Genomic DNA, 18,262 nt, shown 5'->3' on the forward strand with positions numbered 1-18,262 from the left:
TACTAATTTGGAAATTTGAAAATGGATAATACCTTATTTTCAGTTTCTCGAATAATTTTCAAATTAACTCATTCTCAAATTTTCAAATTAAAAGATTATGGACTTAGAAAAATTCGTACAATACGTACACGACGAAAATAAAGTGGAACCGAAAGACGTAATGCCTGATGATTACAGGAAGCTTTTGGTTCGCCAGATTTCCCAGCACGCTCATTCCGAAATCGTTGGGATGTTGCCGGAAGCCAACTGGATTTCCAGAGCACCTTCATTGAGAAGAAAAATGGCTTTGCTGGCTAAAGTTCAGGATGAGGCCGGACATGGACTGTACCTGTATTCCGCGACGGAAACATTAGGCGACGGAACCGTAAGAGCCGACCGTGATGCCACTTATGAAGATATGCTTTCCGGAAAAGCTAAATATTCAAGCATTTTTAACTACCCGACATTGAGCTGGGCGGATATCGGCGCGATCGGATGGCTGGTAGACGGTGCGGCGATCATGAACCAGGTGATGCTGATGGGGAATTCCTACGGTCCTTACTCAAGAGCGATGGTAAAAATATGTAAGGAAGAATCCTTCCACCAGAGACAGGGGTATGAAATCCTGATGGCCCTTTGCCGCGGAACCAAGCAACAGAAAGAAATGGCGCAGGCCTCGTTAAACCGTTTCTGGTGGCCGGCGCTGATGATGTTCGGACCGAATGACGACAGCTCACCAAACTCCAAAATCTCGATGAATTATCGGGTGAAAAGAGAGAGCAACGATAGCCTTCGTCAGCGTTTTGTTGATGTTACGGTTTCCCAGGCTGAGTTCTTAGGTTTGACCATTCCGGATAAAGACCTGAAATGGAATGAGGAAAGACAACATTACGATTTCGGGGAACTTCCGTGGGATGAATTCATGGAAATCCTGAAAGGAAACGGGCCGTGCAACAAAAAACGCATCGAGACCAAAAGAAAGGCGCAGAGAGAGAATTCTTGGGTAAAAGAAGCCGCCGCTGCTTTTGCAGAAAAACAACAAAAAGAAGTAATATAATTTGAAAATGTCCAAATTTGAAAATTTGAAAATGACCTTAACAAGTTATTTATACTCAAATTTTCCATGACGACGATTTATCAATTTTCAAATTAACCAATTTTCAAAATTTCAAATTAATTATGGCAAATTTAGATATGTGGGAAGTGTTTATCCAGACTAAACCGGGATTATCCCACAAACATGTAGGAATCGTACAGGCACCGACTGCCGAAATGGCGTTGCAGAATGCCAGGGATGTTTACACCAGAAGAAAAGAAGGGACTTCCGTTTGGGTAGTGCCGAGCAAGTATATCGTGACTTCGGAAGGGGTGGACAAAGAAGCATTCTTCGATCCGGCAGACGACAAACTCTACCGTCACCCGACGTTTTATGAGATCCCGAACGATGTAAAAAATATGTAAATTAATCAATTTGAAAATGTGGCTAATTTGAAAATTTGGAAATGACCTTACGTACGTTATTTTCTCAGGCTTTCAATTAAGGCGGACAATCAATTTTCAAATTAACTAATTCTCAAATTTTCAAATTAAAAAATAATGAATCCATTATACAATTATTTATTAAAACTGGCAGACGATAGCTTCATCATGGGGCAGCGTTTGTCGGCATGGTGTGGGGAAGGACCTTATCTGGAAGAAGATATTGCGTTAACGAATATCGCTTTGGATGAATTAGGCCAGGCCAACAACTTTTATGTGTATGCTTCGAGGGTAATCGATAACGGCAAAACGGAAGACGATCTTGCTTTTTTAAGATACGAGCACGAATATGTGAACGCCCACTGGACCGAACTTCCCAACGAAGATTATGCACAGACGATTCTGAAAGTCTATGTCTTTGCAATCTATCAAAAACTGATGTATGAAGCTTTGTCCCAATCTGCGGACGAAGAGCTGTCTGCCATTGCCCAGAAATCTTTAAAAGAAGTCCGTTACCATTATACCCACGCCGCTTCCTGGATGAAAATTTTCGCGCAGGGAACGGAAGAAAGCAGATCCCGCCTGGAAAAGGCTATTGAAAATATCTGGGAATATACCAAAGGTTTGTTTGCAAAAACCGAAGGCGAGGATAATCTGGTAGCTTTAAATATAGTTCCGGATACAGACGCGCTGTATGAAGAGTTTCTGGCGATCACGCAGAAAGATTTTGCCAATTTCGGTTTAATATATCCAACAAACCCTTTCATGCAGCCAAAATCCAGAACAGGATATCACACGGAATATTTCGGCTTTATGCTTTGCGAATTGCAATATATGCAGAGGGCGTATCCGGGATGCACCTGGTAAAAATCAATTAATTAATTTGAAAATGAGCTAATTTGAAAATGACAAACAACTTTAAATTTTCAAATTTCCCCAATTTTCAAATTTTCAAATTAATCAATGAAAGATCCTTTAGACATATTACAAATGGTTCCCGATCCGGAAATTCCGGTCATCAATATCGTGGAATTGGGCATTGTAAGAGCAGCGAAAGTTACCGGCGAGAATTCGTGTGAAGTAACGATTACGCCGACTTATTCAGCCTGTCCCGCTATGTTTACTATTGAGGAAGACATCATCAAGATCATGAAAGAAAACGGCTGGGAAGCAAAAGTGGTGACCAAAATGTTCCCAATCTGGACGACCGACTGGCTCACGGATGAAGCCCGGGAAAAGCTGAGCGCTTACGGAATCACGCCCCCGGAAAAAGGAGCGGATGAGCATCACATCGGGAAACCGAAAAAATGCCCGCGTTGCGGCTCGGAGCACACCAAACAGATCAGCCGGTTCGGGTCTACTTTATGTAAAGCCTCGTATCAGTGTCTAGATTGTTTGGAACCTTTTGATTATTTTAAATGCCATTAATACAATTTGAAAATGTGGTAGTTTGAAAATGTATCAATTTTAAAAAGTTGCTTAAATGAGTTTCAGATTGTCTGATTTCAGGTTAAAACATTGAATTAAAATATTAAACATTCATTATTTGGAAATGCGTAAATTTAAACAGTGATTCATCATTTTCAAATTGTCTAATTTTCAAATTAAAAAATAAAACTATGTACACCCAACTCGATATTGAAACGCACTTTGAAGGAAAGCTGAAAATCGCTTACCTCAACCAGCCGGAAACCATGAATGCGCTGACCAAGCCATCGCTTTCGGATCTGAAAGATTTCATCAAAGAATGCAGCAATGATCCTGCCGTTCGCTGTGTCGCTATTTCCGGAAGAGGAAGAGCGTTCTGTTCAGGCCAGAACCTGGATGATGCCTTTATAACCGGTAACGAACATCACGATCACGACATCATCCGGAAAATCGTAACTGATTATTACAATCCGCTGGTATTGGAACTAACGCGTTGCAAAAAACCGGTCGTAGCATTGGTCAATGGTCCTGCGGTAGGTGCCGGAGCGATGCTCGCACTGATCTGCGATTTTGTGCTGGCCAACAATAAAGCCTATTTCTCTCAGGCCTTCTCCAATATCGGGCTTATTCCGGATACGGGCGGAACATATTTCTTGCCAAGATTATTGGGCAGACAAATGGCAAACTACTTAGCATTTACCGGAAAGAAATTGTCGGCTGAAGAATCGAAAGCTTACGGATTGGTGGCTGAGGTATTTGCTGAAGAAGAGTTCAACTCCAAATCAATGGAAATTCTCGAAAGAATGTCCAACATGCCTACTGCAGCCTTTAAATTAACCAAAAAAGCATTCGCCAATTCGTATAACAACACTTTGAAAGAACAGCTGGAACTGGAAGCTGACCTTCAGCAGGAAGCCGCTGAAACAGAAGACTTCAAAGAGGGTGTAAGTGCTTTTTTACAGAAGAGAAAACCTGATTATAAAGGAAAATAGATCAATGTGAAAATGTATTAATTTGGAAATTTGAAAATGAGAAACGATAAAGAAAATATTATAGTTAATAAGACTTTTAATTTCGCATTAAACATTATTGAATTTACCGAAGAATTATATAAAGCAAAAAGATTTCCACTGGCCAATCAGATTTTTAAAGCAGGAACATCCATTGGTGCAAATGTAAGAGAAGCCCAGAATGCAGAAAGCAAAGCTGATTTTGTACATAAATTGAAAATTGCGGCTAAAGAAGCGGATGAGACGGAATACTGGCTCTTATTGTGTACGATGTCGCCTTATTTAAAATCTCCGGATGAAAAACTATTGTCGGATTTAAAAGAAATTGTTCTGATTCTTTCAAAAATTATCTCAACTTCAAAAATAAAATAATTATCAAATTAATACATTCTCAAATTTTCAAATTCAAAATATGAATATAGGAATTATCGGTGCCGGAACCATGGGAATAGGCATCGCTCAGGTAGCCGCTACAAACGGATGCAAAGTATGGGTATATGACGCCAATGCCCAACAGGTGGAAACCGCCACCCTCGGCCTGGAAAAAACACTCACCAAACTGGTAGACAAGCAAAAGATTTCAGGTGAAAAAATGACTGAAATTTTAGCCAATATCTCCATTGCAACCGAACTGAAGGACTTCAAAGAATGTGAACTCATCATTGAAGCTATCATCGAAAATAAAGAAATCAAGACCAAGGTTTTTACGGAACTGGAAAACCATGTTTCTGAAACCTGTATCATTGGTTCCAATACCTCATCCATTTCCATTACTTCTCTAAGTGCTGAACTGAAGCATCCTGAACGTTTTATCGGAATTCACTTCTTTAACCCGGCTCCACTGATGCCTCTGGTAGAAGTGATCCCGTCTTTGCTGACGGAAAAATCGTTGCCGGAAACAATCTACAGCCTGATGAAAGACTGGGGAAAAACGCCGGTGATCGCCAAAGATATTCCCGGATTTATCGTAAACAGGATTGCCCGTCCGTATTATGGGGAAGGATTGAGAATGGTGGAGGAAAACATCGCAACGGTAGAACAGGTAGATGATGCCATGAAAACGTTGGGGAACTTTAAAATGGGACCTTTTGAATTGATGGACCTTATCGGAGTGGATGTGAATTTTTCCGTTACCACAACAGTCTACAAAGAATATTTTTACGACCCGAAATACAAACCGTCCCTGCTTCAACAGAGAATGTCCGAAGCTAAATTGCACGGCCGGAAAACAGGTAAAGGTTTCTACGATTATGCGGAAGGGACAGAAAAACCGGTTGCCAAAAAAGACGATGCGCTTTACCGGCAAATTTTTTTAAGAATCATCTCCATGCTTATTAATGAAGCTGTAGAGGCGAAAAGATTAGGCATTGCCAATGATGAAGATTTGGAATTGGCCATGCAGAAAGGCGTCAATTACCCTAAAGGTCTTTTACAGTGGGGAAAAGAAATCGGATACGACTTAGTTTCTGAAGTCCTTGAAAATCTTTATGATGAATATCAGGAAGACAGATACAGGCAAAGTCCATTGCTACGTAGAATGTAATCTATTCATTTGTAGATTATTACTTTAGCAAATAATAAATTATGATTAAAAAAAAATTGATTTCGTCTTTCGCGGTAGCCTTTTTCTCAACAATTTTTGTAGGAGGTATATTTTACTTAACAGATGCTCGCTTTAAAACGACAGATGATAAAATGTTTAGTTGGGGATTCGTAATCATTTATTTTTCAGCTATGTTTCTGAGTCGTCTTTTTATGGATAAGCTGATGAATTTTTTAAAAAGACTTATCGAAAAAATTTGATAAAATAAATGATTGATGGATATAAATGCATTAAGAGCTGAACTGGAAACAAGACTAAACATTGAAAAAGAATACATCATTCAAGAACTTCCTTTGATACATGATTATCAGGAAAAGCTGGAATTATTAGGAAAGTTTAACGGAAAATATAAGGGGCTGATTAAAAGAATTGCTGATGAAGAAGGTATTGATCTAAATGCTCCTCACCAGAATGAAAGTGATCCAGGTTCAGAGAATCTTTCTAATGAGCAGATCATCTTTGGTATAACCATGAATATCTATGATAAAATGGCAGATGATTTATACGAAAAAATAACACATCAATAACAATTAATCTGAAACGTAAAAATGTATGCTTGAAAGAATCTTCACAAAGAAAAACTTTCTGCGTTCTCTCGCAAGTGCAATTGTTTTTTTGGTTAGCTTTTATCTCATTAAACTTCTTTTTTACTATTTAGGATGGGATGATGAAAAAAGCATGAGTATATATGGCTTTATATTTTATTTTGTCTTTGTGTTTTTAATGTTATTCATTTTAGACGGCAGAGAATACACCTGGAAAGATGTACTGAAATTTAAAAATTTAAATAAAAAATAAATGACCCCAAAACAGGTTGCAGAATATATGCTCGGTCAGGATCATTTTTCCCAATGGATGAATATCAGATTGATCGAAGTAAAAGAAAACTATTGTCTCATCGAAATGCCCGTAAAAAAGGAAATGATCAACGGGCTGAAAACGGTACATGGAGGTGTTACCTTCGCCTTTGCCGATTCCGCACTGGCGTTTTCCTCCAACAATTCCGGAGATGCCGCCGTTGCCCTCAACTGCGTCATCAATTTTACCAGAGCCGGAAAGGAAGGCGATATTTTCAGGGCAGAAAGCATCCTGGAAAATGAAACAAGGAAAACAGCCGTTTACGACATTAAGATCACCAATCAAAATGATGAACTGGTAGCCAAATTTGTCGGGACTGTGTATAAAATAGGGAAAAAAATAACAGAGTTATAAATAAGCAGTAAGCTTTAAGCAATAGGCCGTAAGCTTTTTCTAAGCTGGTAGAGCCTATTGCCTGTAGCTTTTAGCATAAAGCAAAAATTATGAACAACGTATACATCATAGACTATATCCGGACTCCCATTTCAAAATTAAGCGGAGGCCTTTCAGAAGTAAGAGCCGATGATCTGGCTGCTATTGTTATCAAAGAAATCATCTCCAGAAACCCGGAAGTGCCGGTAGAGGAAATTGAGGATGTGATCTTCGGATGCGCCAACCAGGCCGGGGAAGACAACCGGAACGTGGCGAGAATGGCTCTGCTGTTGGCCGGGCTTCCATATAAAATCGGCGGGGAAACAGTAAACAGATTGTGTGCTTCGGGAATGTCGGCGGTTGCCAATGCGTTCCGTGCCATTGCTGCGGGAGAAGGTGAAATTTATATCGCCGGCGGTGTGGAACACATGACGCGTTCGCCGTACGTGATGTCAAAACCGAGCACGGCTTTCGGAAGAGACAGCCAGATGTTCGACACCACTTTCGGATGGAGGTTTGTTAACCCGAAAATGAAAGAAATGTACGGTGTTGACGGGATGGGTGAAACAGCGGAAAACTTAGCCGATCTGCACCAGATCAGCCGTGAGGACCAGGACCAGTTTGCGCTGTGGTCTCAGCAGAAAGCTTCCAGAGCACAGGAAAGCGGAAGACTGGCTGAAGAGATCGTAAAAGTGGAAATCCCGCAGAAAAAAGGTGAGCCGAAAGTATTCGGTCAGGATGAATTTATTAAACCAACTTCTACTATGGAAGGTCTGGCAAAGCTTCGTCCCGCATTCCGAAAAGAAGGCGGAACGGTAACGGCCGGAAACGCTTCGGGAATGAACGACGGTGCCGCCGCCTTGATTTTAGCCAGCGAAGAAGCCGTGAAAAAATACGGACTTCAGCCCATCGCCAAGATCTTAGGATCAGCCGTTGCCGGAGTAGAACCCAGAATCATGGGAATCGGTCCGGTAGAAGCTGCTCAAAAGGTACTGAAAAGACTGGATTTGTCATTGGACGACATGGACATCATCGAACTGAACGAAGCATTTGCCGCCCAAGCTTTAGCCGTCACAAGATCTTTAGGCTTGAAAGACGACGATGCCAGAGTCAATCCGAATGGAGGAGCCATTGCCATCGGTCACCCACTGGGTGTTTCCGGAGCGAGAATCATCGGTTCGGCCGCCATGGAATTGCAGAAACAGAATAAAAAATACGCCTTGTGTACCCTTTGTATCGGTGTCGGACAGGGCTATGCGATGGTGATTGAACGGGTTTAATTTGAAAATGTGCTAATTTGAGAATTTGAAAATGATTATGACAATCTTAAGTTCTCAAATTGTAGTACTCAAGAATTTTCAAATTAACTCATTCTCAAATTTTCAAATTAAACTTATGAACATCTATTCATATCACGGGATCCGGCCGATCATTAAACCTTCCGCTTACGTTCATCCGCAGGCGGTGATTATCGGGAATGTGGAAATCGGTGAAGAAGTATACGTCGGTCCCAATGCGGTCATCCGCGGCGACTGGGGTAAAATTATCGTGAAAGACGGCGCCAATGTACAGGAAAACTGCACGCTGCATGTTTTCCCGGGCATTGAAACCATTCTGGAAGAATCGGCGCACGTCGGCCACGGAGCGATCATCCATTCCGGACATATTGGAAAAAATTGCCTGGTGGGAATGAATGCGGTGGTGATGGACAAAGCGGTCATCGGTGATGAATGTATCATTGGCGCGCTGGCTTTTGTTCCGGCGAACTTTAGATGCGAAGCCCGGAAGCTGATCGTCGGAAGCCCTGCGAAAATCATCCGGGATGTTTCTGATGAAATGATCAAATGGAAAACGGAAGGAACAAAACTATATCAGGAACTGGCCAGAGAAGGGAAAGACGCCATTCTGCCCTGCGAGCCGTTCACCGAATATGTGCAACAGATTCCGACTAAAATTATCGATTACAGTATTTGGGATGATGTGAAATAAGCTAAACCTAACGGGTTTTTCAAAACCCGTTAGGTTTAGAAAAAGTAAAGAAAATGATTAAAAAACTCTTTCTGATTTGCAGCATGCTGCTTGGATTTTCAAGCCTGGTTTCGGCCCAAAAGGGCAATGTGAAGCCATTGACGATTGGTGAAATCAGAACATTGAAGTCCAAGATTCTAAGCGAAGACAGAACATTAAACATCTATCTTCCACAGAATTTTGATAAGGCCAAATCCTATCCTGTCATCTATCTGCTGGACGGAAGTATGAATGAGGATTTTATTCATGTAACAGGCTTGATTCAGTTTTTCAATCAGATGTATTCGATGCTGGAGACGATTGTCGTGGGAATAGCCAATGTTGACCGGAAAAGAGATTTTACTTTTCATACGGATGTAAAAGATCTGCAAAAAGATTATCCTACAACGGGGCATTCCGATCAGTTCATCAGCTTTCTTGAAAAAGAATTGAAACCGTATATCGGCAATCAGTTTAAAGTCAACGATACATATTTATTCGGGCAATCGCTGGGCGGACTTTTGGCAACGGAGATTCTGTTGAAAAAGCCTGAATTGTTTAACAATTACTTTATCATCAGCCCGAGCTTATGGTGGGATGATGAAAGCCTTTTAAAACAGGCACCTCAGTTATCAGCCAAAATTAAAGACACAAAGAAATTTATCTATATTTCGGTCGGAAAAGGTGAACATCCGGTGATGGTAAAAGATGCGCAGGATTTATATGAGGTGCTGAAAAAATCCGGTAAAAAGAACTGGACGGTAGAATATAAAATGATGGAAACCGATAATCATGCAACCATTCTGCACAGAAGTTTGTATGAAGGCCTCTTGAAATTATTTCCCTATCAGGAACAAAAAAATTAAAATAACTGTAGAACCAATGTAAAAATGTAACAGCTAATTGGTAAACTGTTACATTGATCCATTGTTAAATTAAATTTTATGCAAAAATTAAAAAACTATATCCACGGCGAATGGATCGAAGGAACCGGAGACGGAATTCCTCTGTATAATGCCGTGACGGGAGAGCAGGTAGCCGTTTCTGATACGGAAGGGCTGAATTTTGAACAGGCTTTGGACTACGGAAGAACCGTAGGGTACAAAAATCTTTCTTCCATGACGTTCTATGACCGTGGAGAGATGCTGAAGAAAGTGGCCCTTTACCTTTTAGAAAGAAAGAAAAAATACTATGAATTGTCCTATAAAACCGGAGCCACGCATGTCGATTCCTGGGTAGATATTGAAGGCGGTTTCGGGACTTTTTTCACCTACTCCGGATTGGCGAAAAGAATGCTTCCCAATACCCCTTTTTGGGTAGATGGTGATACCCAGAAAATCTCTGCCAACGGAACGCACTTGGGAACGCATATCTTAACGCCGAGTGAAGGGGTTTCCGTTCAGATCAATGCGTACAACTTCCCGGTTTGGGGGATGCTGGAAAAACTGTCAACTTCATTATTGGCCGGCGTTCCTTCTATCGTAAAACCGTCACCGTTTGGTTCTTATCTTACCAATGCGGTATTCCAGGATATGATCGAAAGCGGGATTCTCCCGGAGGGAGCAGTACAGTTGGTATGTGGAGAACCGGGAAATATCCTGGATTATGTTCAGGACGGAGATTCCGTACTGTTTACCGGATCGGCGACAACGGGCAGAAAACTGAAATCTTTGCCGTCGGTGGCAGGCAATGCCGTTCGTTTTAATATGGAAGCGGATTCCCTGAATTGTTCCATCTTAGGATTGGAAGCGAAGCCGGGAACTCCGGAATTCGATTTGTTCATTAAGGAAGTCCGTAATGAAATGACCACCAAAGCCGGGCAGAAATGTACGGCCATCCGAAGAATTATCGTTCCGGAATATTTAATCGGAGACGTTCAGCATGCTTTATCGAAAGCTTTAGACCAAACTAAAATCGGAAACCCGTTAAGCAGGGAAACGAGAATGGGCTCTTTGGTCGGGAAACAGCAGTACGATGAGGTTTTAAGAAAAATAAATTTATTGAAAGCGGAAACGGAACTCATTTACGACGGACAGCACGAATTGGTAGATGCAGACTATGAAAACGGAGCCTTTATGAGCCCGAAGCTGTTCTTAAATGACAAACCTTTTGAAAAAAATATCTCTCACGACGTCGAAGCCTTCGGACCGGTTTCTACGCTGATGCCGTACAAAGATGCGGAAGAAGCCGCTGCTCTGGCGAAAAGAGGAAAAGGAAGTCTTGTAGGATCCATCGTTTCTTACGATGACCGGTTTGTGGCCGAAACTTCATGGAAAATGGCCTCCCAGCACGGAAGGATTTTCGTTTTGAACAGAGACAACGCGAAAGAAAGCACCGGCCACGGTTCTCCGCTGCCTACGCTGATGCACGGCGGTCCGGGAAGAGCCGGAGGAGGTGAGGAAATGGGCGGACTGAACGGTCTTCATTTTTTCCTCCAGAAAACAGCCATTCAGGGATCGCCGGATATTTTAACGGCGATTACCAAAGTATACCAGCAGGGTGCTGAAAAGAAGTATTCGGATAAACATCCGTTCCAGAAGTATTTTGAAGAAGTGGAAGTCGGTGATTCCCTGGAAACGGCGGGACGAACGGTAACCGATGCCGATATTGTGAATTTCTCCAATGTTTCATGGGATCATTTCTATGCCCACACCGATGCGACGAGCTTATCAGGAACGATTTTCGATAAAACCGTAGCACACGGATATTTCATCCTTTCCGCAGCGGCAGGACTGTTCGTTTCCGGTAAAAAAGGACCGGTGATCGCCAATTACGGGCTGGAAAACTGTTCGTTCTTTAAACCGGTATATGCCGGAGATACGATTACCGTTTATTTAACCGCCAAAGAAAAGATCAACCGTGGCGTAAAGGGAAGAAACATCCCTTCCGGAGTGGTAAAATGGCTCGTGGAAGTGGTAAACCAGAGAGAAGAAGTGGTGTGTGTAGCGACCATTTTAACGTTGGTGGCAAAGCAATCCCCGTTCATCGATTTGAATGTGAAAAATGTTCAGAAGATCCTGAGCGGCTTAACGGAAAATACCGCTTCACAATGGGGAAAAATGTCTGCCCAACAAATGATCGAACATTTGGAGCATGGCGTACTGGTAAGTCTCGGCGAGCCGGAAGCCGATCAGTGCTTCACTCCTGAAGAACAGCTGGAAAAATGGCAGGATTCCCTGTACAATCATCGCAAAATGCCAAAAGACTTCCAGGCCCCGTTCCTGAATGCCGACGGCTTTTTACCGGAACTGAAACATAAAAACCTGGAAGCCGCGAAACAATCGTTTCTGGATAACCTGAAAAGATTCTCCATTTACTACAGAGAAAATCCGCAGGCAGAGCACATGAATTATGTATTCGGAAAGCTGAATAAGGAAATGTGGGAACTGATGCATAAGAAGCATTTTACGCATCATTTCGAGCAGTTCGGATTGGTTTAATGTAACAATATAACAATTTAATAGTGTAGCAATGCAACAATCTCATAAGGTAATAATTTGAGAATGAATTATCATAACAGGACAGCAGTTTAGGAATAAGCTGCTGTTTTTTTATTGAGTTTTGCAGGTCTGAATAATTTTTATAAACTTTTGTTAAAACCTATGCTGTGTTTGATCTTCCTTTTTTTATTCCTTATTTTCATCATAACCAAACAAAAATAAAGATCATGAATGAAACATGGATGCAGCAGTGGGAAAAAGTAAAACATATTTTGGTCTGTCCTACAGATCTCGAAAGCTACTTTACTTCTGACGAGATTTTGGGTGAAAAAATGGAAGTTATGGAAATAGGAGAGGTATCGCTTCCTTCCGGGAAAGTGGTGGTCAGGGATCCTCTGGCTTATTTGAATTCCAAACAGCAGCCTTATTTCACAGAAACTCCGAAAGGAAATTTTCCGGTGACAATTGCTGTCGTAAAGTCCGAAGAATGGGGTGACCGATATGCAGCCGTGAAAGTTGAATTTACCGATGAGAAGCCTATTCGTTATCAGGAAGCTCTGATAGGAAACGAAAATCTTGATGGGATAAGAGAAGATGATTTTTTCGGATTTCATGTAGATGCAGGATTAGGATGTATAGCAGATGCTGAAGCGCTTCCGGAATTTGACAGATTTATATCCGGATTGAATGTCGGCAATATTTACGACGATTATTTTGCAGCATTGTTCGCGGAAAGTTATCGTCAAAATCCGGAGAATCAAAGAGAAGCAGGTGATTGGATCAACTGGAAAATTCCTGGTACAGATTACCGGATCCCAATGTTTGCCACCGGTTTCGGAGATGGCAGCTATCCTGTATATTTTGCTTATGATGCCCATGAAAACATCTGTGGTCTTTATATTCAGTTTATCGATATTGAACTCGCACTGAGCGACGATGATGAAGATGATAGTGAAGATAACGATGGACAGCCACAGAATTTTGTATTTCTTAATTAATGGACGACATTTTTGCCGATAAAGTAGTAGAATTTAACCGTAATCTGCATTATTCAGGAAAGCTACCGGATGATTTTCAGGTACTGAACCCGTATCTGGACAATCCTGAAACGATGGAGATCATGAAAAAATTTTATCTTAAATATTACAATGACTCAAACCTGAGAAAATTCCTGATAGGTATTAATCCCAGCAGACACGGTGCCGGCGTTACCGGAATTCCTTTTACAGATACGAAACGGTTGCAGAGCGTTTGCGGTATTACAATGAAATCTGCCTACACCCATGAAGTATCATCGGTATTCGTCTATGATATGATCGCTGAATATGGTGGGGCGGAAGCGTTTTACAAAGATGTTTATATCAATTCACCTTTTCCGTTGGCCATCGTCAGGAAATCAAAAGGCAGCTGGATCAACGCCAATTATTACGATGATAAAGCATTGTTCAACGATGTTAAGGATTTCATGATCGATTCTTTAAAAAAGCACCTCAGTCTGAATCTCGATGCTTCGGAAGTGTTTATCATGGGCAAAAAGAATGCGGATTTTCTGGCAAAGATCAATCAGGAAGCCCATTTATTCGAGAAAATGACGGTTCTTGAGCATCCAAGATATATCCAGCAATACAAATCAAAAGAAAAACAGCTGTATATCGATAAATATATTTTAGCCTTAAAAAAATGATCCCCCCGGAAATTCATCGGGGGGGGATCTCATCACACTTATGCATTAGAACCGTCACGGTATAATTACCTATTTCAAATTTTCCTGGTTATTAGTAAGTTTTAAATTCCGACTCTTTACGGCTTTTCAGATTTTGCATTTTTAAATAAATGCTTTACTTGATCAATGGTTCAAAATTACAACAATCATATTTTTTTTGGTAGCGTAGAAACTACTAAATCAACCATTACGTATTTCTACGGAGTGATAAATAGTTTGTTCTAATCTATTTATTTCTTAGGGTAAATCTGATCCCGTACTGATTTTTCAGTGTTATGTGAAGGCAGCTTTTAAGCGCTATAATGTGAAGTACAGTAATTATGACATTGTCAAAATAGAACTTTGCTTTTCGCCGAACTTTCCTATTTTTGTAGGAATCCAATTTAAATTAAAAATGAACGAATTTGTAGTATCAGAACTGAAAAACAGTATTGCCGAAATTACTTTCGGAACACCGAAAAGCAATTCTCTTCCGGGGGCCATCCTTGAAAAACTGGCGCAGACCATCCTTGATGAAGGTGCAAAAGATGAGGTAAAAGCAATACTTGTTAAGAGCGAAGGGGGAAAAGCGTTCTGTGCCGGGGCCAGTTTCGATGAATTGCTGGAAATTGAAGAACTGGAAAAATCGACAAAGTTTTTCGGCGGTTTTGCAAAAGTCCTGAATGCGATGAGGAACTGTGGTAAAATTGTAGTCGTAAGGGTACAGGGAAAAACTACAGGCGGTGGGGTAGGAATTGCCTGCGGTGCCGATTATTGTTTTGCGGTAAAAGATGCAGCCCTGGCTCTGACGGAAATTAATTTAGGAATCGGTCCTTTTGTAATCGGACCTTACGTTGAAAGGAAAATAGGGAAGTCACAATTCTCGGCCATGGCGATCGACGCGGATTTCAGATCGGCAGAGTGGGCGGAACAGCATAATATTTACCATTCGGTTTCCGAAAACATCGCAGAAATGGATGCAAAACTGGAGACGTTTCTGCAGACCCTGGCGTCAAGAAGCAGTGATGCCTTAGCTTTGATTAAAAAAGTATCTTGGGAAGGCACGGATCATTTCAACGAACTGATGCCGGCAAGAATCCACATGAGTGCGAGCCTGATCCTCGAAGATTCTGCGAAAAAAAGCATCGGAGCCATTAAAGAAAGGTTGAGATCGAAATAATCTTAATAATTCTATAAATGAAGACCGTCGGATTTTCCGGCGGTTTTTTATTTGATGCTATATAATTTTAAAATTGACAAGCAAAGCGAGTTGGCCATTCACCATTCACCATTTTTTCTGTAAAAAATTTTGCACATTCAAAAAAAATAATAACTTTGTAATTCAAAGTTCTTTTTATGGAATCAAAAAACTATCACGAAGACTTATCACACATCCGTTCTATGATGGAGCGTTCTTCCCGATTTATTTCTTTGAGCGGATTATCCGGAGTTGTTGCAGGACTGACCGCTATTATAGGCGCTGTGTATGTATATTTTGTATTTCAGAAGAATGGGATTGATTATTTTGACGGGAAAAGAAATATTTTCGGGCCTTCTCTGGTGAAAGAACTGGTGCTGATTGGGACCGTTATTTTGGTAGCAGCTGTACTTAGTGGTTATATTTTTACTGCCAACAAAAGTAAAAAGAAAGGACTGAAGATCTGGGATGCTACTACGAAGCGGCTTTTGATTACCTTTGCAGTCCCTTTGGTAACGGGAGGTTTCTTCTGTCTGGGATTGCTTTATCATCACCTTTTTGTATTTATAGCCCCGGCAACGTTGATTTTTTATGGCCTGGCGTTGGTCGGTGCGGAACGATATACCTTGACGGATGTAAAATATTTAGGATATTGTCAGATTATGTTGGGCCTGATGTCCTTATTCTTTTTGGGATGGGGATTGCTCTTCTGGACTATAGGTTTTGGAGCCCTGCATATTGTGTACGGATTGATTATGCATAAAAAGTATAAATAGGAATGGAAAGGGTGGCAAAATATTTCCTCATAGGAATAGCAATCATTGGAGGAGGTTTACTAACCGCTGCGATAATCTTTGCCGTTTCTTTTTCTAAAGCTTTCGGATTATTTGATAAAAATTATTCGGTTCAAGAGCTGCATGAAGAATATTTATACAAGGAAAAAGAAATTGATGATTTAATTAAATATTATTATAGCATCAAACCTAATAAAAGGGTAGAAATTGAATTTGAAAATGACGAAGTTCTGGAAAGATTAGTCGTGCAATCTGAAAGAGATTCTTTGAAATATTACCAGCAATGGGATGTTAAGATTAATGGGATACAAAAAACGGATGTTGGGAAAGAACTGGGATGGAACGAGGAGGATTTCAAGTCGTTAAAAGAAAAATTGGATGAAGCCAATTGTATTTCAATTGCGGATGGCGAACCAGTAAAGGTTGGCTTCAAAAGAAGTGGTTTGGGGATGTATTTCTTCAATATTTTTTATAAAAAAGAAACTGACAGAAGTTTATTTAATAATGGCTGCCAGTACATTCTTATAGATAATAAATTGGCCTTGGAATATGGTGGAGGTGCGATAGGACCGCAATGTTTTCCTAAACAAAAGAATTAAAATGATAAAAATAAATCAACTCAACAAAGAATTCGAAAGCCGTGTAAGATTGGGTATCATGTCCGTTCTTATGGTAAACGACTGGGTTGATTTTTCTGAAATGAAAGCCTTACTGGAAATTACGGACGGTAACCTGGCGAGCCACAGCAATGCATTGGAAAAATCCGGCTACATTGAAGTTAAAAAAGAATTCGTCGGCAAAAAACCGAAAACCTCTTACCGGGTGACCCAAAGCGGGAGAGAAGCTTTCACCGAGCATATCAATGTGCTTGAAAAATTGCTTGGAAAATAAGCTATATATTTTTTTATATTTATACTTTGAAATACAAAGTACTTTTAATGGATAAAAATTAAAATTATGATTTTAGACAAACAGAAAACAGCCATTATTTTTGCCATACCGGCATTGCTGACCGTTACTGCTTTTTTTGGAAACTTATTCGTGGAAGGGTGGAACTGGTCGCCGTTTGATTTCATCATTGCAGGAGTACTGCTCTTCGGGACCGCTTTTTTTATCAATCTGGTCATCAGATCAAAGAAGGCACTTCGTTCTAAATTCATTATCTGCTTTGTTATTCTTTTAATATTAGCGCTGATATGGATCGAATTGGCCGTAGGAATTTTCGGAACCCCTTTCGCGGGAAGCTAAAACATGAATTTTTATGGTGCGTCCGGAAATTACAGTATTCAAACTTAGACATGATGAAAGAGTTTAAATATAACAGAATTACATTAATATATTTCTGTGCAAGCTGGTTGATCGGTATTTTGATTATACTATTAATGGTACTGAAAACAGACGATGATACAGTAATGATATTAATCTTTTTATCTGGAATTAATCTGATTATCAATGTGTTTTTAGTACTGTTGCTTTTTGCATTTATCTTCATTTTTCCTGAAAACAGAACCGAATTCAGAAATTCCATGATATTGCTGCTATTCAATTTTCCGGTTCTCTTTTTCCTTTTTCTGATCCTATCCTTAACTTAAACTTTATAAACTATGAAAAAACTACGCGTCCGCTTTCTGCTTTTCGTTTACGATAAAACCCAGAAACTTTACCGGAAATATTTTAAGAAAAAGAAAAGGCAGTGGCAGTTTACGGAAAAACAGCTGCTGGAATTTCAGGAAGATTCCCTGGGCCGGAAACTCGGCGAATTTTATGAGAAACATGGCTTCAGCATGATCCCGAAAATGGAAAATCATGATGTCCATCATCTGATCACTGGCTGCGGAACCCATTTTGAGGATGAAATTGCTATGCAGTTTCTCCTGTTGGGGAACGGAAAGCTCAATGCCCACCTTCTGGCAGCCATCGTGTTGGGAAGCCTCATTCTGCCGGAATATTTCAGGATCTACATCAGGGCGTATCGGAAAGGAAAGAGCATGCGGACTTTTCACCACTGGGATTTTGAAGGGCTGCTCTGGCAAAATTTCGACCATTTAAAAGATTTTATCCAACAGAAAAATACCACTGTTTTACATTAAATTATGGGAAGTATCAGATTCAGTACTGAAGGAAAGACCGCGTTTTATCTTTCGTTCACTTTGGGAACGTTCCTCCTGATAAGCTATCTCCTCACCAGAAGTGAATGGCTGTTAACGATCGGATTCTATTATGTTCTGGCAGCTGCTGTCATTAATGTCATCGTATTCTTTTATTAGCTCACATTTTTCATCTCCAATATTGCCGACAATAAGCCGCACGGAAATGCTGCCGTCCTCATGCTGCTGCACATCCCGATCAGTATCATTTATTTCCTGGCGGTCATCAACTGCTGCAATTTTTA

Annotated in this window: 23 protein-coding genes; all 23 read left to right on the forward strand. The window is 40.6% G+C overall.

What is annotated here, in order from left to right; genetic code table 11:
- Positions 1-97: 97 nt before the first annotated feature.
- The 23 genes from paaA (at position 98) to AC0N32_RS04450 (ending at position 18,137) form a co-directional block, all read left to right on the forward strand.
- On the forward strand, positions 98-1,036 hold the full coding sequence (gene paaA / locus AC0N32_RS04340; RefSeq protein WP_476392621.1) for a 1,2-phenylacetyl-CoA epoxidase subunit PaaA: 939 nt from the start codon (positions 98-100) through the stop codon (positions 1,034-1,036).
- A gap of 122 nt (positions 1,037-1,158) precedes the next feature.
- A complete protein-coding gene (gene paaB, locus AC0N32_RS04345; protein ID WP_002981782.1) occupies positions 1,159-1,440 on the forward strand; it encodes a 1,2-phenylacetyl-CoA epoxidase subunit PaaB in 282 nt (93 codons plus the stop codon).
- A gap of 135 nt (positions 1,441-1,575) precedes the next feature.
- Entirely contained in the window at positions 1,576-2,325 is a 750-nt protein-coding gene (paaC, locus tag AC0N32_RS04350) for a 1,2-phenylacetyl-CoA epoxidase subunit PaaC (protein ID WP_476392622.1), read from the forward strand.
- 96 nt (positions 2,326-2,421) lie between these two features.
- Positions 2,422-2,886, forward strand: coding sequence for a 1,2-phenylacetyl-CoA epoxidase subunit PaaD (gene paaD, locus AC0N32_RS04355; protein ID WP_476392623.1), 465 nt, complete (start codon positions 2,422-2,424; stop codon positions 2,884-2,886).
- 191 nt (positions 2,887-3,077) lie between these two features.
- Positions 3,078-3,878, forward strand: coding sequence for an enoyl-CoA hydratase/isomerase family protein (locus AC0N32_RS04360; RefSeq protein ID WP_476392624.1), 801 nt, complete (start codon positions 3,078-3,080; stop codon positions 3,876-3,878).
- 36 nt (positions 3,879-3,914) lie between these two features.
- Entirely contained in the window at positions 3,915-4,268 is a 354-nt protein-coding gene (locus AC0N32_RS04365) for a four helix bundle protein (RefSeq protein WP_476392625.1), read from the forward strand.
- A gap of 40 nt (positions 4,269-4,308) precedes the next feature.
- Positions 4,309-5,439, forward strand: coding sequence for a 3-hydroxyacyl-CoA dehydrogenase NAD-binding domain-containing protein (locus tag AC0N32_RS04370; protein WP_476392626.1), 1,131 nt, complete (start codon positions 4,309-4,311; stop codon positions 5,437-5,439).
- A 275-nt stretch (positions 5,440-5,714) separates the two neighbouring features.
- On the forward strand, positions 5,715-6,026 hold the full coding sequence (locus tag AC0N32_RS04375; protein ID WP_476392627.1) for a hypothetical protein: 312 nt from the start codon (positions 5,715-5,717) through the stop codon (positions 6,024-6,026).
- A gap of 25 nt (positions 6,027-6,051) precedes the next feature.
- The gene (locus AC0N32_RS04380) at positions 6,052-6,297 is read left to right on the forward strand and encodes a hypothetical protein (protein ID WP_476392628.1); all 246 of its coding nucleotides are present in this window, start codon (positions 6,052-6,054) and stop codon (positions 6,295-6,297) included.
- A complete protein-coding gene (locus AC0N32_RS04385; protein ID WP_476392629.1) occupies positions 6,298-6,711 on the forward strand; it encodes a PaaI family thioesterase in 414 nt (137 codons plus the stop codon).
- An 89-nt stretch (positions 6,712-6,800) separates the two neighbouring features.
- On the forward strand, positions 6,801-8,009 hold the full coding sequence (pcaF, locus tag AC0N32_RS04390) for a 3-oxoadipyl-CoA thiolase (protein WP_476392630.1): 1,209 nt from the start codon (positions 6,801-6,803) through the stop codon (positions 8,007-8,009).
- 115 nt (positions 8,010-8,124) lie between these two features.
- The gene (locus AC0N32_RS04395; protein WP_476392631.1) at positions 8,125-8,718 is read left to right on the forward strand and encodes an acyltransferase; all 594 of its coding nucleotides are present in this window, start codon (positions 8,125-8,127) and stop codon (positions 8,716-8,718) included.
- 53 nt (positions 8,719-8,771) lie between these two features.
- On the forward strand, positions 8,772-9,602 hold the full coding sequence (locus tag AC0N32_RS04400; protein ID WP_476392632.1) for an alpha/beta hydrolase: 831 nt from the start codon (positions 8,772-8,774) through the stop codon (positions 9,600-9,602).
- A gap of 78 nt (positions 9,603-9,680) precedes the next feature.
- Complete coding sequence (paaZ, locus tag AC0N32_RS04405) at positions 9,681-12,176, forward strand: phenylacetic acid degradation bifunctional protein PaaZ (protein WP_476392633.1); 2,496 nt, start codon at positions 9,681-9,683, stop codon at positions 12,174-12,176.
- A gap of 227 nt (positions 12,177-12,403) precedes the next feature.
- Positions 12,404-13,174, forward strand: coding sequence for a DUF4241 domain-containing protein (locus tag AC0N32_RS04410; RefSeq protein WP_476392634.1), 771 nt, complete (start codon positions 12,404-12,406; stop codon positions 13,172-13,174).
- Positions 13,174-13,860 carry an SMUG2 DNA glycosylase family protein gene (locus AC0N32_RS04415; protein WP_476392635.1) on the forward strand — a complete coding sequence of 229 codons (687 nt, stop codon included), beginning with the start codon at positions 13,174-13,176 and terminating at the stop codon, positions 13,858-13,860. The genes AC0N32_RS04410 and AC0N32_RS04415 overlap by 1 nt, the downstream gene beginning before the upstream one ends.
- A 433-nt stretch (positions 13,861-14,293) precedes the next feature.
- The gene (locus tag AC0N32_RS04420; protein ID WP_476392636.1) at positions 14,294-15,058 is read left to right on the forward strand and encodes an enoyl-CoA hydratase/isomerase family protein; all 765 of its coding nucleotides are present in this window, start codon (positions 14,294-14,296) and stop codon (positions 15,056-15,058) included.
- A gap of 176 nt (positions 15,059-15,234) precedes the next feature.
- Positions 15,235-15,852, forward strand: a complete 618-nt coding sequence (locus AC0N32_RS04425; protein WP_476392637.1) for a hypothetical protein — start codon at positions 15,235-15,237, stop codon at positions 15,850-15,852.
- 2 nt (positions 15,853-15,854) lie between these two features.
- On the forward strand, positions 15,855-16,469 hold the full coding sequence (locus tag AC0N32_RS04430; RefSeq protein WP_476392638.1) for a hypothetical protein: 615 nt from the start codon (positions 15,855-15,857) through the stop codon (positions 16,467-16,469).
- Position 16,470: 1 nt separating this feature from the next.
- Positions 16,471-16,761 (forward strand): winged helix-turn-helix domain-containing protein, encoded by a 291-nt coding sequence (locus AC0N32_RS04435; RefSeq protein WP_476392639.1) that lies wholly within the window; start codon positions 16,471-16,473, stop codon positions 16,759-16,761.
- A 66-nt stretch (positions 16,762-16,827) separates the two neighbouring features.
- Positions 16,828-17,118, forward strand: coding sequence for a hypothetical protein (locus AC0N32_RS04440; RefSeq protein WP_476392640.1), 291 nt, complete (start codon positions 16,828-16,830; stop codon positions 17,116-17,118).
- A gap of 356 nt (positions 17,119-17,474) precedes the next feature.
- On the forward strand, positions 17,475-17,960 hold the full coding sequence (locus tag AC0N32_RS04445) for a Coq4 family protein (RefSeq protein WP_476392641.1): 486 nt from the start codon (positions 17,475-17,477) through the stop codon (positions 17,958-17,960).
- 3 nt (positions 17,961-17,963) lie between these two features.
- Positions 17,964-18,137, forward strand: coding sequence for a hypothetical protein (locus AC0N32_RS04450; protein WP_476392642.1), 174 nt, complete (start codon positions 17,964-17,966; stop codon positions 18,135-18,137).
- Positions 18,138-18,262 lie beyond the last annotated feature (125 nt).

The organism is Chryseobacterium endophyticum (genome assembly GCF_056333165.1).

What these genes read in the sequence shown, in the direction of transcription:
- paaA (WP_476392621.1), top strand. Translation starts at nt 98, where the DNA reads ATGGACTTAGAAAAATTCGTACAATACGTACACGACGAAAATAAAGTG.
- paaB (WP_002981782.1), top strand. Translation starts at nt 1,159, where the DNA reads ATGGCAAATTTAGATATGTGGGAAGTGTTTATCCAGACTAAACCGGGA.
- paaC (WP_476392622.1), top strand. Translation starts at nt 1,576, where the DNA reads ATGAATCCATTATACAATTATTTATTAAAACTGGCAGACGATAGCTTC.
- paaD (WP_476392623.1), top strand. Translation starts at nt 2,422, where the DNA reads ATGAAAGATCCTTTAGACATATTACAAATGGTTCCCGATCCGGAAATT.
- AC0N32_RS04360 (WP_476392624.1), top strand. Translation starts at nt 3,078, where the DNA reads ATGTACACCCAACTCGATATTGAAACGCACTTTGAAGGAAAGCTGAAA.
- AC0N32_RS04365 (WP_476392625.1), top strand. Translation starts at nt 3,915, where the DNA reads ATGAGAAACGATAAAGAAAATATTATAGTTAATAAGACTTTTAATTTC.
- AC0N32_RS04370 (WP_476392626.1), top strand. Translation starts at nt 4,309, where the DNA reads ATGAATATAGGAATTATCGGTGCCGGAACCATGGGAATAGGCATCGCT.
- AC0N32_RS04375 (WP_476392627.1), top strand. Translation starts at nt 5,715, where the DNA reads ATGGATATAAATGCATTAAGAGCTGAACTGGAAACAAGACTAAACATT.
- AC0N32_RS04380 (WP_476392628.1), top strand. Translation starts at nt 6,052, where the DNA reads ATGCTTGAAAGAATCTTCACAAAGAAAAACTTTCTGCGTTCTCTCGCA.
- AC0N32_RS04385 (WP_476392629.1), top strand. Translation starts at nt 6,298, where the DNA reads ATGACCCCAAAACAGGTTGCAGAATATATGCTCGGTCAGGATCATTTT.
- pcaF (WP_476392630.1), top strand. Translation starts at nt 6,801, where the DNA reads ATGAACAACGTATACATCATAGACTATATCCGGACTCCCATTTCAAAA.
- AC0N32_RS04395 (WP_476392631.1), top strand. Translation starts at nt 8,125, where the DNA reads ATGAACATCTATTCATATCACGGGATCCGGCCGATCATTAAACCTTCC.
- AC0N32_RS04400 (WP_476392632.1), top strand. Translation starts at nt 8,772, where the DNA reads ATGATTAAAAAACTCTTTCTGATTTGCAGCATGCTGCTTGGATTTTCA.
- paaZ (WP_476392633.1), top strand. Translation starts at nt 9,681, where the DNA reads ATGCAAAAATTAAAAAACTATATCCACGGCGAATGGATCGAAGGAACC.
- AC0N32_RS04410 (WP_476392634.1), top strand. Translation starts at nt 12,404, where the DNA reads ATGAATGAAACATGGATGCAGCAGTGGGAAAAAGTAAAACATATTTTG.
- AC0N32_RS04415 (WP_476392635.1), top strand. Translation starts at nt 13,174, where the DNA reads ATGGACGACATTTTTGCCGATAAAGTAGTAGAATTTAACCGTAATCTG.
- AC0N32_RS04420 (WP_476392636.1), top strand. Translation starts at nt 14,294, where the DNA reads ATGAACGAATTTGTAGTATCAGAACTGAAAAACAGTATTGCCGAAATT.
- AC0N32_RS04425 (WP_476392637.1), top strand. Translation starts at nt 15,235, where the DNA reads ATGGAATCAAAAAACTATCACGAAGACTTATCACACATCCGTTCTATG.
- AC0N32_RS04430 (WP_476392638.1), top strand. Translation starts at nt 15,855, where the DNA reads ATGGAAAGGGTGGCAAAATATTTCCTCATAGGAATAGCAATCATTGGA.
- AC0N32_RS04435 (WP_476392639.1), top strand. Translation starts at nt 16,471, where the DNA reads ATGATAAAAATAAATCAACTCAACAAAGAATTCGAAAGCCGTGTAAGA.
- AC0N32_RS04440 (WP_476392640.1), top strand. Translation starts at nt 16,828, where the DNA reads ATGATTTTAGACAAACAGAAAACAGCCATTATTTTTGCCATACCGGCA.
- AC0N32_RS04445 (WP_476392641.1), top strand. Translation starts at nt 17,475, where the DNA reads ATGAAAAAACTACGCGTCCGCTTTCTGCTTTTCGTTTACGATAAAACC.
- AC0N32_RS04450 (WP_476392642.1), top strand. Translation starts at nt 17,964, where the DNA reads ATGGGAAGTATCAGATTCAGTACTGAAGGAAAGACCGCGTTTTATCTT.